At 67.4% G+C, this 16,149-nt stretch carries 14 protein-coding genes; 8 read left to right on the top strand and 6 right to left on the bottom strand.

Features of this window, described 5'->3' with window-relative positions; genetic code table 11:
- Nucleotides 1–104 precede the first annotated feature (104 nt).
- The 6 genes from G3N94_RS13615 to G3N94_RS13590 are packed head-to-tail and all read left to right on the top strand — an operon-like array spanning nt 105 to nt 5,184.
- Nucleotides 105–716 carry a c-type cytochrome gene (locus tag G3N94_RS13615; RefSeq protein WP_241021824.1) on the top strand — a complete coding sequence of 204 codons (612 nt, stop codon included), beginning with the start codon at nt 105–107 and terminating at the stop codon, nt 714–716.
- A 13-nt stretch (nt 717–729) separates the two neighbouring features.
- Nucleotides 730–2,004, top strand: a complete 1,275-nt coding sequence (locus G3N94_RS13610; protein WP_346778693.1) for a cytochrome c — start codon at nt 730–732, stop codon at nt 2,002–2,004.
- Nucleotides 2,005–2,014: 10 nt separating this feature from the next.
- A complete protein-coding gene (locus tag G3N94_RS13605) occupies nt 2,015–2,194 on the top strand; it encodes a hypothetical protein (protein WP_241021823.1) in 180 nt (59 codons plus the stop codon).
- 11 nt (nt 2,195–2,205) lie between these two features.
- A complete protein-coding gene (locus G3N94_RS13600; protein ID WP_205792906.1) occupies nt 2,206–2,775 on the top strand; it encodes a cytochrome C oxidase subunit II in 570 nt (189 codons plus the stop codon).
- Nucleotides 2,765–4,390, top strand: coding sequence for a b(o/a)3-type cytochrome-c oxidase subunit 1 (locus tag G3N94_RS13595; protein ID WP_205792905.1), 1,626 nt, complete (start codon nt 2,765–2,767; stop codon nt 4,388–4,390). The genes G3N94_RS13600 and G3N94_RS13595 overlap by 11 nt, the downstream gene beginning before the upstream one ends.
- Nucleotides 4,387–5,184: a c-type cytochrome gene (locus G3N94_RS13590; protein ID WP_205792904.1), complete on the top strand. Its 798-nt coding sequence runs from the start codon at nt 4,387–4,389 to the stop codon at nt 5,182–5,184. Before G3N94_RS13595 ends, G3N94_RS13590 begins: the two co-directional genes overlap by 4 nt.
- A gap of 92 nt (nt 5,185–5,276) precedes the next feature.
- Here G3N94_RS13590 and G3N94_RS13585 read toward each other — a convergent pair whose 3' ends face one another.
- The 6 genes from G3N94_RS13585 to G3N94_RS13560 all read right to left on the bottom strand — a co-directional run bounded on the left by G3N94_RS13585 (nt 5,277) and on the right by G3N94_RS13560 (nt 13,109).
- Nucleotides 5,277–6,470 carry a tyrosine-type recombinase/integrase gene (locus G3N94_RS13585; RefSeq protein WP_205792903.1) on the bottom strand — a complete coding sequence of 398 codons (1,194 nt, stop codon included), beginning with the start codon at nt 6,468–6,470 and terminating at the stop codon, nt 5,277–5,279.
- Nucleotides 6,471–6,483: 13 nt separating this feature from the next.
- Nucleotides 6,484–7,914, bottom strand: coding sequence for a multidrug transporter subunit MdtD (mdtD, locus tag G3N94_RS13580; RefSeq protein WP_205792902.1), 1,431 nt, complete (start codon nt 7,912–7,914; stop codon nt 6,484–6,486).
- A 149-nt stretch (nt 7,915–8,063) separates the two neighbouring features.
- On the bottom strand, nt 8,064–10,190 hold the full coding sequence (locus G3N94_RS13575) for a phospholipase C, phosphocholine-specific (RefSeq protein WP_205792901.1): 2,127 nt from the start codon (nt 10,188–10,190) through the stop codon (nt 8,064–8,066).
- 41 nt (nt 10,191–10,231) lie between these two features.
- On the bottom strand, nt 10,232–10,429 hold the full coding sequence (locus G3N94_RS13570) for a hypothetical protein (RefSeq protein WP_205792900.1): 198 nt from the start codon (nt 10,427–10,429) through the stop codon (nt 10,232–10,234).
- A 379-nt stretch (nt 10,430–10,808) separates the two neighbouring features.
- Nucleotides 10,809–11,573, bottom strand: a complete 765-nt coding sequence (locus G3N94_RS13565) for a fumarylacetoacetate hydrolase family protein (protein ID WP_205792899.1) — start codon at nt 11,571–11,573, stop codon at nt 10,809–10,811.
- A 123-nt stretch (nt 11,574–11,696) separates the two neighbouring features.
- Nucleotides 11,697–13,109: a discoidin domain-containing protein gene (locus G3N94_RS13560; protein WP_205792898.1), complete on the bottom strand. Its 1,413-nt coding sequence runs from the start codon at nt 13,107–13,109 to the stop codon at nt 11,697–11,699.
- A gap of 264 nt (nt 13,110–13,373) precedes the next feature.
- Between G3N94_RS13560 and G3N94_RS13555 the strand changes: the two genes are divergently transcribed.
- Nucleotides 13,374–14,795, top strand: a complete 1,422-nt coding sequence (locus G3N94_RS13555; RefSeq protein WP_205792897.1) for a PLP-dependent aminotransferase family protein — start codon at nt 13,374–13,376, stop codon at nt 14,793–14,795.
- A 169-nt stretch (nt 14,796–14,964) separates the two neighbouring features.
- Nucleotides 14,965–15,987, top strand: a complete 1,023-nt coding sequence (locus G3N94_RS13550) for a class I fructose-bisphosphate aldolase (protein ID WP_205792896.1) — start codon at nt 14,965–14,967, stop codon at nt 15,985–15,987.
- Nucleotides 15,988–16,149 lie beyond the last annotated feature (162 nt).

Raw genomic sequence — 16,149 nt, 5'->3', positions numbered from 1 at the left:
CGTATCGCATTGCCTTGCTCATCGCCGTATCGATCGTGCCGTGCCTGCGATGGAGTTCGCCGGCATGGGCGGCCGGCCCGGCCACCGCGCCGGCGCCGGATACGATGGAGGCGCGCGTGATGGGCTGCGCCGCCTGTCACGGCGCGCATGGCGAGGGCACCGACAACGACTACTTCCCGCGCCTTTCCGGCAAGCCTGCCGGCTATCTGTACCGGCAGTTGCGCGCGTTTCGCGATGGCGGACGCAAGTATCCGCCGATGAACTACCTGCTCGCGTATCTGCCCGATGCGTACCTGCGGCAGATCGCCGAGTATTTCGCTTCCCAGCATCCGCCGTTCCGGCCGCCTGCGGCGCCTGCCGTCGACGCGCAGGTGCTCGCGCACGGCAAGGCGCTCGTCACGGACGGCGATCACGCGCGCGGCGTGCCGGCGTGCGCGACGTGTCATGGCCGTGAGCTGACCGGCATGTCGCCCGCGATTCCCGGGCTGGTCGGGCTGCACGCGACCTACATCGGCGCGCAGCTCGGCGCGTGGCGTTACGGCACGCGCCGGGCCGCAGCCCCGGATTGCATGCACGACATCGCCACGCGGCTTTCCGACAGCGACATCACCGCGGTCGCTGCGTGGCTTGCCGCGCAACCCGCGCCGGCGGACCCGACGCCGATTGCGGAAGACCGCTCGCGACTGCCGCTTGCGTGCGGCAGCGTGGCCAACTAGCCGGAGACGCGCCGTGACCCGCCCGCGATTCCTCGACACACTCGCGCTCCTGCTGGTCGGCATGACGGTCACGTTCGCCGGCGCGCAGGCCGCCGACCCGGCGCTGCCGACCGACCGTGCGAAGCTGCTCGAGCGCGGTGAATACCTGGCCCGCGCGGGCGATTGCATCGCGTGCCACACGGTGCCCGCCGGCAAGCTGTTCGGCGGCGGCCGGCCGATGGAAACGCCGTTCGGCACGCTGTATTCGTCGAACATCTCGTCGGACAAGGCGACGGGCATCGGCGCGTGGACCGCCGACGAGTTCTTCCGGGTGATGCACGAAGGCAAGTCGCGCGACGGCTCGTATCTGTATCCGGCGATGCCGTTCGCGTCGTACACGAAGGTCTCGCGCGCCGATTCCGACGCGATCTTCGCGTACCTGCTGTCGGTGCCGCCGATCCACCAGCCGAACCGGCCGCACGAGATGAGCTTCCCGTTCAACCAGCGTCAGTTGCTGCTCGGCTGGCGCACGCTGTTCTTCCGCGAAGGCGAATACAAGCCCGATCCCGCGCAATCCGCCGAATGGAATCGCGGCGCCTATCTGGTCGAGGGGCTCGGCCATTGCACGATGTGCCATACCGAGATCAACGCGCTCGGCGGCAATACGCGCTCGAAGGAATATCAGGGCGGCCTGATCCCGCTGCAGAACTGGTACGCGCCGTCGCTGACGTCGAATCGCGAGGCCGGTCTCGGCGAATGGGGGATCGGCGACATCGTCGATCTGCTGAATGCGGGCGTATCGAGTCGCGGCGCCGTGTATGGGCCGATGGCCGAGGTCGTCTACGACAGCTTCCAGTACCTGAACGAGGACGACGTTCGCGCGGTCGCGGTCTATCTGAAGTCGCTGCCCGGCCGTTCCGGCGAAGCCGACACCGCGCCGCCGCCGCCGCTCGTGACCGAGGAGACCAACCGTCTCGCGCCGCTCGGCAAGAAGATCTACGAAGCGCAATGCGCGCTGTGCCATGCGAAGGAAGGGCAGGGCATGCCGCCGCATTTCCCGCCGCTCGCGAACAACCAGTCGATCCAGATGACTTCGTCCGTCAATCCGATCCGCATGGTGCTGAACGGCGGCTATGCGCCCGGCACGCGCAAGAACCCGATGCCGTACGGAATGCCGCCATTCGCGCAGCTGCTGTCGGACGAGGAGGTCGCGGCGGTCGTCACGTATATCCGCACCGCATGGGGCAACCACGGCAAGCCGGTCAACGCGAAGGAAGTGAACGCACTGCGTTCGGCGCCCATCTTCTGAGGACACGATGATGCATACTCCCGCGTCGCACGACGGCGCGCCCGATCAGGAAAGCGAACGCGTCGACGAGATCGTGCGGAGCGGCCCGCGCGGTGCGATCGCGCTGGCCGGCACCGCGACGGCGATCGTCATCGCGCTGTGGTTCGCGTTCTATTTCCTGGTGTTCCTGCCGCGCGGCGTCATCCAGTAACGCGGGTCGACATGGCGAACTCATCCGTTCAGGGCCACTCCGATTCCGCCGACGTCGCCGCCCGCATCGAGCGGCGCTGGGCGGCCGTGATGCTGGGCATCGTCGTGGTGCTCGTGTGCATGGTGATCTTCACCGGCGTGCATTGGGCGATGATGCCGCCGTCGCGCGTCGAGACGATCCGGCCGGAATCGCTGCATGTGTCCGGCGAATTCGTCGAAAGCAATCTCGGCAGCGCGCTCGAGCCCGACGGCTCGGTGACGGTGCGCATCGTCGCGCAGCAGTATTCGTTCACGCCGCAGTGCGTGCTGGTGCCGGCCGATACGCCGATCCGGTTCCGCGCGACGAGCGCGGACGTCGTGCACGGCTTCCTCGTGACCGACACGAACATCAATTCGATGGTGGAGCCCGGCTACATCGCGACGTTCCGCACGCGCTTCGCCGAGCCCGCCGACCACCTGATGCCGTGCCACGAGTATTGCGGCACAGGTCATCAGGGGATGTGGGCACACGTGAAGGTCATCGACAAGGCCGCGTTCCAGCAGCTGGCCGCCCAATCGCGGAGACTGAGCTGTGTTAAATAGCAAACGCCTCGTGCTCGCGCATTTCTGGCTCGCGTTCATCACGTTCGGCGTCGCGTTGCCGCTCGGCGCGTGGCAGATGATCGTTCGCAGTCCATTGCACTCGTGGCTGCGCGATCCCGAGCTCTACTACCGCTCGGTCACCGAGCACGGCACGGTGATGGGCTACGTGTTTCCGACGCTGATCGCGATGGGGTTCGGCTACGCGGTGACGGAGCTGGCGCTCAAGCGCCCGCTGGTCGGCGTGCGCTGGGCGTGGGGCGGGCTCGCGCTGGTCGCGCTCGGCGCGGTGTCGGCGAGCGTGCCGGTCGCGATGGGGCGCGCGTCGGTGCTGTACACGTTCTATCCGCCGATGATCGGCAACGCGTTCTATTACATCGGCGTCGTGCTGGTCGTCGTCGGCTCGTGGATCTGGGTCGCGCTGATGTCGATCAATCTCGCCGCATGGAAGCGCGATCATCCGGGCCAGACGGTGCCGCTCGCGATGTTCGCGAGTGTCGCGGGCGCGTACCTGTGGGGCTGGACCGCGGTCGGCGCGGCGCTCGAAGTGATCTTCCAGATCCTGCCGGTCGCGCTCGGCCTCAGGACGACCATCGACGCGGGGCTCGCGCGCATCTTCTTCTCGTGGACGTTGCACGCGATCGTCTACTTCTGGCTGATGCCCGCGTATATCGCGTACTACACGATCATTCCGCGCGCGATCGGCGGGCGGCTGTACAGCGACGCGATGGCGCGCATCTCGTTCATCCTGTTCCTGGTCGTGTCGATGCCGATCGGGCTGCATCACCTGTTCGTCGATCCGCAGGTCGGCGCGGGCTTCAAGTTCCTGCAGTCGGTGTTCACGTCGCTGGTCGCCGTGCCGACGCTGCTCACGGTGTTCACGATCAGCGCGTCGGTCGAGATCGCCGCGCGGCTGCGCGGCGGCAAGGGCGCATTCGGCTGGCTGAAGGCGCTGCCGTGGGACAACCCGCAGATGCTCGCGCTCGCGTTCTCGTTCGTGATGCTCGGCTTCGGCGGCGCGGGCGGCCTGATCAACATGAGCTACCAGCTCGACGCGACGATCCACAACACGCAGTGGATCACCGGGCACTTCCACCTGATCTTCGCGGGCGCGATCGTCACGATGTACTTCGCGATCGCGTACGACCTGTGGCCGCACCTGACCGGCCGCGCGCTGACGAACTGGCGGCTGATGCGCTGGCAGCTGTGGCTGTGGTTCATCGGCATGATCGTCACGACCTTCCCGTGGCATTGGGTCGGCATTCTCGGCATGCCGCGCCGGATGGCCTATTACGACTACGGCGATCCCGCGATCGCGGCGCAGGCGATCTGGGTCGCGATGTCGGCGATCGGCGGGCTGATCCTCGTCGCGTCGGCCATCCTGTTCTTCGTCGTGCTGATCCAGGGGCATCGCGCGCCGCGCAGCGAGCCGGAAGCGTACCGCTTCAGCGCGCCGGTGCATGAGACGCCGGCGATGCCTGTCGCGCTGAACGGGTTCGCGCTGTGGCTCACGCTGATGATCGGCCTGACGATCGTCAATTATGGCTACCCGATCGTGCAGTTGATGGCGCGCGACGACACGTCGGTGCCGGCGATCGCGATCGGAGCACGGCGATGACCGACGAACGCCTGTTCTCATTGCGCAACCCGTGGTTCCGCGTCAGTGTCGGCGCGGCGCTCGGCACCGCGCTCGTGTCCGCGTTGATCGGGTTCGTGTGGCTGCCGTCGGTGCAGCCCGACCCGCAGTTCCAGGGCATCTGGAACGCGATCTGCAGCGCGGCCGGCGTGCCGCGCAAGTGGTTCGCGGGCGGCGACGACACGGTGACGCCCGCCTATCCGGTCAGCCAGGTCGAAGTGACGCCGCAATTGCTCGCGAACGCGACGGCGCTGTCAGTGGGCCGCGGCGCGACGCTGTCGCTGCGCTGCACGATGTGTCACGGCGAGAAGGGCATGAGCAATGCGAACACGCCGAACCTGGCCGGGCAGTATGCGATCGTCGTGTACAAGCAGATGCAGGATTTCGCGAACGGCGCGCGGCATAACGCGGTGATGTCGCCGATGGTGCGCGGGCTCAGCGACCAGGACCTGCGCGACCTCGCCGCGTATTACGCGTCGTTGCCGCGTGCGGGGGCGACACGCGCCGGCGATGCGGCCGCGCCGGACATCGTCGTGCACGGTGCGCCGATGCGCAACATTCCCGCGTGCGCCGCGTGTCACGGCGACATCGATCACCAGACCGGCAGCCCCTGGCTCGACGGCCTGCCGGCCGCGTATACGAAAGCGCAACTGCTCGACTTCGCGAGCGGTGCGCGCCGCAACGACATTTCCGAACAGATGCGCAACATCGCGCGCAACATGACGCCGGATGAAATCGCGGCGGCGGCGAACTGGTACGCGGGACAGGCGCGTTAGCGGCGCGCCCGGTCGGTACGGTGGCGTGCCGCGTCGACGGCGCGGTAGGCGGATGGAGGAATGCGGACGCAGGAAGGCGGGCGGTGCGCCGCTCACCACCCGATCCGGTGCTTCTCCTCGGTCTCCCGGTGCCGCAAGTCGTCGTCGGTGTGCAGATACTGGCTCGTCGTGGTCAGCGACACATGGCCGAGGTTGTCGCGCACGATGCGCAGGTCGATCTGACCGTCGGCCATGTGCGAGCCCGCGCTGTGCCGCAGCCAGTGTGCGGACGCCTGTTCGAGCACGCGCGCCTGCTGTTCGCCCGCGTCGCCTTGCGCGCGCAGCCGCTCCGCTGCCTGCCGGAACACCGCCTTCACGATCGTATGCAGCGCCGCGCGCGTGAGCGGCTTGCGCGCGTGGCCGACCGGCAGCACGAGTGGCGTATCGTCGCCGGCGTCCGGCAGCGCGGGCAACCGATGCGCATGCCGGTAGCGTGCCAGCTCGGCCATCATCTCGTCGGTGGCCGGCACGAGGCGCTGCCGGCCGCCCTTGCCGGTCACGTCGAGCCACCAGCGCTCGCGTCCTTCGGCGTCGCGCCGGCTGAAGAACCGGCCCATCGTGCTGTCGGCCGCTTCGGTGATCCGCAGCCCGCCGAGATACAGCAGCGTGAACAGCCAGCGCGCGCGGGCGTAGTGGAGGTTCGCGCGTGCATCGTCGCGCGGCATCGCTTCGATCGTGTCCTTGACCGTCTGCCACAGCGTGGGCCCGAGATGGCGCGTGACGCGCGGCGCGGGCTTGCGCATCCGCTGCCGCGACAGCGACAGCGGATTGCCGGCCAGGTAGCCGGCCTGCACGAGCCACGAGAACATCACGTTCAGGATCACCATCGCCTGCCGCTGGCTGGCCGGCGACAGCGGCCCGTAGAACGGCCGCCAGCGCGGATCGCCGCGTGGGTGCTTGCGTCCGCCGTTTGCGCACCAGACGTCGGCCGGCGCGGGCGCGAGCACGAATTGCCGGTAGACGATCAGGTCCTCGTGCGTCAGCGACGACAGCGGCTTGCCGCGCGCGATCACGGCCCACAGCAGCAGGCGCTCGGCTTCCTTGCGGTAGTTCTGGAACGTGGTCGGCGTATCGACGAAGCGCGCGAGCCACGCGCGCACCGCGTCGAGATCGTTGGCCGCGGCGATCTGCGCGTGATCGGCGCGCGAGCGGTTGGTGCCGGCGCGCCCGTCGAGCGCGGCGGGCACGGTCAGTTCGTCGATCGGAACGGGACGCGGCGCGAGATCGGTCGGAGCGGGCGGGGTCATATCGGGTTGCGGATCACCGCGCCGGACGCGACACGACTGCCGGCTGCCCGTCACGCACGTCGAGCCGCCGGAACACGAGCGCCGACATCAGCGTGACGACGCCGACGCACACGAACGCGAACATGAAGCCATGCGACGCCGATCCGGTGTGCGTGGAGAACAGGTTCACGAGCCCGCCGCCGATCGACACGCCGAGCCCCATCGCGAGCATCTGCATCATCGTGAACAGGCTGTTGCCGCTCGCGGCGTCCGCGTGCGACAGATCCTTCAGCGTGACGCTGTTCATCGCCGCGAACTGCATCGAATTCGCTGCGCCGAACACGACGAGCAACGCGCCTTCGAGCAGCGGCGCCGGCTGCGCGGACACCAGCGCGAAGCCGGTGATGGTCGCGCCGATGATCACCGTATTGACGACGAGGAACGACGGATAGCCGAAGCGCTTCACGAGCGGCGCGATACAGCGCTTCGAACACACGCCCGCGATTGCGGCCGGCAGCAGCATCAGACCCGAGCGCAGCGGTGTGTAGCCGAGCTGGACCTGCATCAGCAGCGGCAGCATGAACGGCACCGCGCTCGTGCCGATCCGGCACAGCAGGTTGCCGAGCAGCCCGACGCCGAAGTTCGGCTCGCCGAACAGCCCGAGCCGGAACAGCGGTCGCGTGCGTGCGCGGGCGTGCGGCAGGTACGCGAGCGCGCTCGCGACGCCGAGCACGGCGAGGCCTGCCGACCAGCCGCTGCGATGCGCGTGCATCGGCGGATCGATCGCGAGCGACAGCGCGATCATCGCGACCGACAGCAGCGCGCAACCGATGAAATCGAACGGCGGCGGCTGGGTTGCGTGATCGTGCCGAAGATAGCGCTGCACGGCGACGAAGCCGATCGCGCCGACGGGCACGTTGACGAGAAACACCCAGTGCCACGACACGGCCTGCGTGAGCCAGCCGCCCATCGTCGGCCCGACGATCGGGCCGACCTGCGCGGCGATCGACACGAACGCGAGCGCCGACACGTACTGTTCGCCCGGCACGTTGCGCAGCACCGCGAGCCGGCCGATCGGCAGCAGCATCGAGCCGCCGACGCCCTGCAGCGCGCGCGCGGCGACGAGCTGGTCGAGGCTGTGCGCGGCCGCGCAGCAGATCGAGCCGAGCACGAACAGGACGATCGCGGCGGAGAACACGCGCCGTGTGCCGAAGCGGTCGGCGAGCCAGCCGGACGCGGGGGTGAGCATCGCCATCGTCAGCGTATAGGCGACGACCACGGGCTGCATCGCGAGCGGCGACGCATGCAGGCTCTGCGCGATCGACGGCAGCGCGGTATTGACGATCGTCGTATCGAGCGCCTGCATGAAGAACGCCGAGGCGACGATCCAGAGCAGCGCGGTCTGTGAGGAATTCCGGGACATGACTGAGTTCGGGGAAGCGCGGCGCGGCGGCGGGTGGTGCATCGGCCGGGCCGGATGGATCTGCAGTGTCCGATGGTATCGATTCCAGCCGCGATCGGGAAGGGGTGTGAAGATATTGATTGTCGAGCTGCAGGATGCCGGGCCGGCACGTTGCGCCGGGCGGCCTCCTGCGGTGACGGCAAAGCGCGCCGCTAGATCGCTTCGGTCACCGGCGCGATCGCGGCCGGGTCGGTGATGCTCGGCTTGCCGGTCTCGACGTGTCCGGCGACTCGGCGCTGCCACTGCGCATTGCCGGCGACCGTGAACTGCAGGTCGTACCAGTGACTGCTGCATGACAGGTCCCAGTGCGCCTCGACGCTCTTGCCGGGCGGAACCGTCAGCGTGCGCGCGGGCTGGCCGTATGCGACGTCGGTCGCGGTCACCGTCAGCGGGCTGGCACCCGCATTGGCGACGCTCACGTAGACGTCGCCGTTCGCGACGTCGTAGCACGCGGTGACCTCGGGCTTCGCCGCTGCATCCGCGGCGGCCGATCCCGCGAAGCGCCGGAAATAGCCGTTCGGACCCCAGGCGCTCAGCAGGTACTGGCCGTTCGCATCGAGCGCCCAGCTATCGGTCAACTGCTTGCCGGCCTCGACCGTATAGCGGCGCGGCATCGCGCTTGGGTCGCCCGTGTACACCCAGAAATGCGCGCCTTGCGTGCCGGTATTCGCGAATGTCAGCACATATGTCAGCGCATTGCCCTGCGCCTGCAGCTGGCCCGTCACGTGCAGTTCGTACGGCAGCGGGCGCGCCGGCCGCGTGCCGGGCTCCTGCGCCGCGACGACCTGTTGCGCGGTGCTGGCGGGCGCGGCCTGCGACGTCGCGCGCGAGCATTGCATGTCCGCCTGCGCGACGTACGCCTGCGTGCTGGGCAGCGTCGGCACAGCCGGGTCCGGCTTCGAGAAATCGAGCGTCGACGTCAGGTCGCCGCAGATCGTGCGCCGCCACGGCGACAGGTTGGTCTCGATCACGCCGAAGCGCTTCTCGATGAATTGCAGCACCGACGTGTGGTCGAACACCTGCGAGCAGACGAAGCCGCCTTTCGACCACGGCGACACGACGATCATCGGCACGCGCGGCCCGAGACCGTACGGCAGGTTGTCGGCCGTATAGGTGCCGGCCTGCGTCGCGGTCACGACGTCGTGACGCTCGAGCGACACGTCCGCCGTGCTCATCCCCGAACCTGGCAGCGTCGGCGCCTGCGGCGGCACCATGTGATCGAAGAAGCCGTCGTTCTCGTCGTACATGATGAAGAGCACGGTCTTGCTCCACACGTCGGGATTCGACGTCAGCGCGTCGAGTATCGTCGACAGGTAGTACGCGCCGTACAGCGGCGTGAATTTCGGGTGCTCCGAATACGCGGCGGGCGGCAGCAGCCACGACACCTGCGGCAGCGCGTTCGCCTGCACGTCGGTTTTCAGCTGCGCGAGCGTGCGCGCGCTCATCCCGCGCGTCTGCAGCGACGAGCCGGCCGGCGCGTTCACGAAATTCCGGAAGCACGCGAGCATGTTCGTGCCGTAGTTGCCGGTGAAGTTGTCGAAGCCTGTGCCTTGCTGGTAGATCTGCCACGAAATGCCGGCCTGCTCGAGGCGCTCCGGATACGTGGTCCAGCTGAAGGGCTGCAGCTTGATCTTGTCGAACGGGTTGTCGATATAGTCGGTGTTGTCGAGGAGCGGGCCGCCGCCCGTGCCGAGCGGATCGACCATGCCCGTCATCAGGTACATCCGGTTCGGGTGCGTATTGCCCGGAATCGAGCAGAAGTAGTGGTCGCACACGGTGAACGCATCCGCGAGCGCGTAGTGGAACGGGATGTCGTCGCGGACGTGGTAGCCCATCGTCATGTTGGTCTTCTGCGCGGCCCATTGGTCCGCGCGGCCGTTGTCGATCGCGCCGTGCGTCGTCGCCCACGTGTGCGGCAGGCCGCCGATGCACTGCGCGTTGACCGCCGGATTCGTCGTGTCGTAACGGAACGGCGCGATGACCTTCGTCGGGTCTTCCTGGCGCGGCTGGAACCACACCGGCTTGCCGTTGGGCAGCGTGACCGGGAAGCGGTCGTTATAGCCGCGCACGCCGCTCAGATGGCCGAGGTAGTGATCGAACGACCGGTTCTCCTGCATGAACACGACGATGTGCTGCACGTCCTGGATCGTGCCGGTGACCGCATTCGGCTCGATTGCGAGCGCGCGGCGGATCGATTCGGGAAAGAGGGCGGTGGCGGCCGTTGCGCCGGCGAGGCCGGCGGAGAATTTCAGGAAATCGCGTCGCGAGTGGGTGACCATGGTGTGGGCGCGGAATGAGCGTTCTGGTTGGGCCTGCGGGATCAGGACGCGGGCGGCGTGAAGCCCGGCGGGCAGCGCATCTGCGCGGTGGCGACGGCGGCGCCGCCGCACATGGCCTTCGGCGGCGCGGGCGGGTCCGACGACGTCACGTCGTCGCCGCAGCCGCCTAGCAGCACGACCACCGCGAGCAGCGCGAGCAGTCCGGCGAGTGCGACGGGCGGCAGGGTCGGCGTTCGCATGGCGTATCTCCGTGGCAAGGGGGCGGCGCGAACATCGGTTGGCGCCGGCAGTCTCGAACCGCCGCGGAGAATGTAGTTTCTGCTTGTTACACGTCGATGTCGTGTTGCGGGTGGCGCGCAGATGAACGCAGGCAAGGCCGGCCGCAGGGGCGCGGCCGTTCCGGCGAGCCGGCCGATGCATGGGCGACGTATCCGGCGCGGCGTCGAGACGATCGTGGCGGGCACAATCATCAGATATCCGAAGTTCGGTGATGCGATGCTGCCGGAATTGTCGGCGTCGACGCAGCGGTCACCGCGAGTGATCTGCTGGCATGCGTGCGGCGGCCGGGGCGAGGATCGCCGCGCCGCGCGCATGTCCGGCTCATTGCTGCGTGCCGGCTCAGGCGACGAGCGTGACCGTGAGGCTGCCGAACGCGCCGAAGCGCACCGTCAACGGCTCGCCAAGCGGCACCTCGAGCGCGCCCGCATACGATCCGGTCGTGACGATCTGGCCGGCCCGGACGCCTTCGCCGCGCGCGGCGAGGAAATTGACGAGCCACATCAGCGGCTTGAACGGATGTCCGTCCGGATGCTTGCCTTCGATCGACCGGGCAAGGCCGCCCTCGAACGCGAGCGCGATCGTGTCGAGTTGCGCGTGCAGGCCGTCGGGCACCACGGGCCCTAAGCACAGCCCCTGGTTGAACTGCGCGTCTGCGAGCAATTCCGGCACGGTCGCGTGCGACGGATCGGCATAGCGGCAGCCGAGCACCTCGAGCACGACACGCACTTCGCGAATCGCGCCGCGCACTTCGTCGTCGTCGTACGGCCGCTCGCGCGGCGGCAGGTCGCGGTCGAGCACGAACGCGATTTCCGGTTCGATCCGGACGGTCGGCGTATCGGCGACGACGCGGAACGAGCCGCCCGACGCACCGATCGTCGATGCGAGGATCGGCGCGACGACGACGCGTCCGGCCGGCGGCAGCGCGCATTTCCAGCCGCCGACCGGCTCGCCGAGCGATTCGACGACGCGGCGCTGGATCGCAAGCGCCGTGTCGATATCGTCGGGGCGGCAGTCGTCCGGCAGAAGCGGACCGGCGACGCCGGCGCGACGGGCGGCGATCAGGTGGCGCGCGGCGGCGTCCACGCGTTCGGGGGTAAAGGTCATGTCGTGTTCGCGGAGTGTAAGGAACGGCAGGCGCGGCGGCCCGGGAGGCAACGCAACGTAGCCGATGATAGCGCCTTCGCCGTATTTCGGGCCTGTCAGACCTTTCGTGGCTGCGTCAGCCGCTCAAGATCCCCACACCTGCATTTCGTCGAGCGAGTAGCCCCACGGTGTCGCGCGCTTCTTGCCGTACATCCGCACGTAGCGGCCGCGGCCGTTGAGGTTCGGCAGCGTCACGTGGCCCCACGCGACGCCGTTGCTCGTCGAGTAGAGGGTCGTCCAGTTCACGTTGTCGTTCGACGTCTGGATCTGATAGACGAGCGCGCCGGCGTCCCAGTAGAGATCGACGTGATCGATGGTCTTCACGGCGCCGAGATCGACAGACAGCCACTGCGGATCGACGCCGGTGCCTTCCGGCGAATCCCAGCGTGTGCTGGTGGTGTTGCCGTCGAACGCCTTGTCCGCTGTCAGCGACGCGTTGTAGCTGGCCGACGCGGCCGCCGGATGCCCTTGCGACAGCAGCGTGATCTGCTTCGCGGCCGGGCCGCCGTAGTAGCTCGAGCCGAGCTTGGCCTTCGTCGTGTCGGCGTTCACGCCGAACTGCGACAGGCTCCAGCGCTGGCCGGTCGTGATGTCGCCCACGTAGAGCTGATAGCCGCCGGCGGTCGTCGACGAGAAGAACAGGTAGTTCGTGCCGCTGACCGGCGCCGGATCGGAGTTGTTGCTGATGCAGTCGTTGATCGGCAACTGGTTCGGTGTCGACGCCGGGTCGGCCGTCTTCGCATAGATCTGGTCGAGCTGGCTCGTGTCCTTCCAGCGCGCATAGAACACCGTACCGTCCGCGCGCACGATCGGATAGTAGGTCTGCAGTCCTGACGGATGGTCGAACACGGCCGTCACGCCGGTCGCGATCGTGCGCTTCATCAGGCCCATGTTCGCGCCGGTGCCGGTTGCGTAGTAGACGGCGCTGGCGTCCGGTGCGAGAAACGGCATCGAGTATTCGGCGCCGGCCGGCGCGTTCGTCAGGCTCACGACCGACGTGAAGACCGGGCCCGCGCTCGTATACGACAGCGTGGCCTGCTTGACGTCGCCGTTCTGCTTGAACACGAGGGTCTTGCCGTCCGCACTGAACTTCGGGTCTTCGTTGCGGGTGGCGCCCGTGCTGTTCGTCAGGTTGACCGGCGCTTTGCCGCTGCCGAGCTGATACATGAACACGTTCCATGCACCGTTGCTGATGCCCATGAACGCGATCCATGTGCCATCGGGGCTGAACACCGCGTTCATCGGGTCGGTGATGCCCCACGCGCTCTTGCTCAACTGGGTCAGCGTGCGTGCCGAGAAGTCGTACAGGAACAGCTGGCTCGTGCCGTCACCGTACGACACGTAGCTGTGGTAGACGAGCTTGCCCGTCAGCGCGCTCGGAAACGACGCATTGGACTGGGCTGGCGGGTTGGACATGCAGGCTGCGTCGGCGGTGCCGCCGAACAGGGTGAGGGCGAGGCCGGTCACCAGGCCCGAGATGAGGGTCTTCGTTTTCACGCTGAGTGATCCTGGGAGAGAGGGACGCCGGCAGACAAGGTCCCGCGCGAACGCGCAGCACCACGGATCAGCCGTCAGGCAGCGTGAATTCCGTATCGAGTGGTCGTCGGGTGAGCAGGAGCCGTGAGGATGCCCGTGAAGCGGACGAATGAAAAGGATCAGAGCCCGTTAAAAACGAGCGGATCAGTGCGGAAGACGGGGTTTTGCGGGACGGAGGCCGTGCTACTCTTTTTGCAGCGACCCATGGAGGAACCGGGGACAGGCATGAAGCGTTACGCGGCGCTGGCGAAGACGATAGCCGATGCGATCCGGCGCGGCGACCTGATGCCTGGTGCGCGCATTCCGACCGTTCGCGCCGCGAGCCAAGCCTATCAGGTGAGTCCGGCGACTGTCTTCCGCGCGTACTACCTGCTCGAGAGCGAAGGCTTGATCGTCGCGCGCCCGCGTTCCGGTTATTTCGTTTCCGATCTCGCGGCCAAGCGCGTGCGACCAGGCCATGGCCCGCCTCGCAAGGCGCCGGCCGCGCCGAGTGTCGTGGACGACGCGCTGCACCGGCTCATCGATTCGATCAGGTGTGAAGATTACGTGGCACTGGGCTCGCCGTTCGCGAGCTATTCGCTGTTCCCGATGAGCAGCTTGTGGCGCTGCGTGACATCGGTGGCTCGCACGATGGACCGCACGAAGCTGCTGTCCGGATTCCCGCCCGGAGATGAAGGGCTGCGCCGGCAGATTGCGCTGCGCTATCTGATCGCGGGCGCCGCGTTGCCGATGGACGAAATCGTCATCACGACCGGCGCGCTCGAGGCGTTGACGCTGAGCCTGCAGGCGCTCGCGCGCCCGGGCGACATGGTCGCGATCGAACGTCCGGCATTCCATGAGGTGCTGCAGGCGGTGCAGCGCCTGCATCTGAAGGCCGTGGAAATTCCGGTCGATCCGCACTCGGGCCTCGACCTCGACGCGCTCGCCAAAGCGCTCGACCGGTATCCGATCCGCGCATGCTGGTTCATGACGTCGTTCCATAACCCGACCGGCACTACGCTGACCGACGAGCGCAAGCGTGCGCTGATCGATCTGCTTGCCGCACATCGTGTGCCGCTGATCGAAGACGATGTGTATGGCGAGCTGTATTTCGGGACCACACCGGTTCGTCCTGCGAAACTGTACGACGATAGCGGGCTCGTCCTGCATTGCGGATCGTTTTCGAAATGCCTGGCGCCGGGTTTCAGGATCGGCTGGGTCGCCGCAGGGCGTTACGTGCATCAGATCAGGCAGGCGAAATGCGTCGCCGCACCGGCGGCCGACGTGCCTGCGCAACTGGCCATTTCGAACTATCTGCAGGATGGCGGTTACGACCGCTTTCTGCGCAAGCTGCGGCGCAATCTTGCCGCACACCAGGCGCAGATGCTGGCAGCCGTCCACGCGTATTTTCCGCAAGGCACGGAAGTCCTGGCGCCCGATGGCGGCTACTTCCTGTGGGTCGAGCTGCCGCCGCGCGTGGACGCGCTGCGTCTGTTCGGGGCCGCGCTGGAACACGGCATCAGCATTGCGCCCGGGCCGATCTTTTCCGCGACGGGGGGATTTCGCCGCTACGTGCGGCTCAACTATGGCCGTCCGTGGACGTCCGCCGTGGAGAACGCGATGCGGACCATCGGTGCGCTCGCGGCACGGCAGAAGCACGCGGGATAGCACGGTAAATGCAGTGCGCTTTAATGTTCACTGCGAATGCGCAGTGCGTTTCCATCCACGCGCGGCATGCGCGACGCGTGCCTTGCTTTCTCGCTGTACGGCGATCAAGAATGTGGATCAGGGGGCGTTGCGATGCGCGTCCTTCCGAGCAGTTTTCATCGGAGCTGACATGAGCACCGGAAACGATCTGCAGGCGACGGTCCAGGCACTCGTCCAGGACGGCAAAGGCTTGCTGGCCGCCGACGAAAGCGGGCCGACGATCGCGAAGCGCTTCAGGACGATCGGCGTCGAATCGACTGACGAGAACCGTCGTGCGTGGCGCAGCCTGTTGCTGACGACGCCGGGCCTCGGCGAATTCATCAGCGGCGTGATCCTGTATGAAGAGACGTTGGGGCAATGTGCAGACGACGGTACGCCGTTGCCCGAAATCGCCGCGCGCCAGCATATCGTGCCCGGCATCAAGGTCGACGCCGGCAAGATTCCGCTCGCGCATGCGCCCGGAGACGAAATCACGCAAGGGCTCGACGGGCTCGCGAAGCGTCTCGATGGCTACAGGGAGCAGGGCGCGCGGTTCGCGAAATGGCGCGCGGTGTACAACGTGTCCGCGACGCTGCCGAGCCGCCTCGCGATCGACGCGAACGCCGACGTGCTCGCGCGCTATGCGGCGATCTGTCAGGAAGCCGGCATCGTGCCGATCGTCGAGCCGGAAGTTTTGATGGACGGCGATCATTCGATCGAGCGTTGCGCCGAGGTATCCGATGCGGTGCTGCACGAGGTGTTCGACGCACTGCATCGCTATCGGGTCGAGCTTGCACAGATGTTGCTCAAGCCCAGCATGGTCGTTCCCGGGAAAGCGCACGTGACGCAGCCGGCATCCGCAGTGGTTGCCGATGCAACGGTTCGGCTGTTGCGCGGCATCGTCCCGGCTGAAGTGCCCGGCATCTTCTTCCTGTCCGGCGGGCAAACACCCGAGGAAGCGACGGCCAATCTCGACGCGATGAACCGCATCGCCGGACGGCCGTGGCTGTTGAGCTTTTCCTACGGACGCGCGTTGCAGGAGCCGCCGCTTGCTGCGTGGAAAGGGCAGGCGGCCAATGTGCTGGCCGCGCAGGCCGCGTTGCTCAAGCGCGCGCGACTGAACGGTGCGGCATGCCGCGGTCAATACGACGCGGCGATGGAGCGCGATCCCTGAGCGGATTCGCGCGGATTCCACTCACGCAGTCGAACTCGTCTGTTTTCGTCGAACGATGCAAGTCCTGACCAAGCGGAAAGTCAATGCGCGCGACACGATCGAGAGTGTTCTGAACGCTCGCATCAGAGTGCGGCCGGCGGTCTGCTGGCGTTGCAGGCAGTG

This window comes from Burkholderia sp. Ac-20353 (assembly GCF_017104785.1).
GTDB lineage: Bacteria > Pseudomonadota > Gammaproteobacteria > Burkholderiales > Burkholderiaceae > Burkholderia.
Note: the sequence above shows the minus strand (reverse complement) of the source record. Positions and strands in the feature narration are given on the sequence as shown.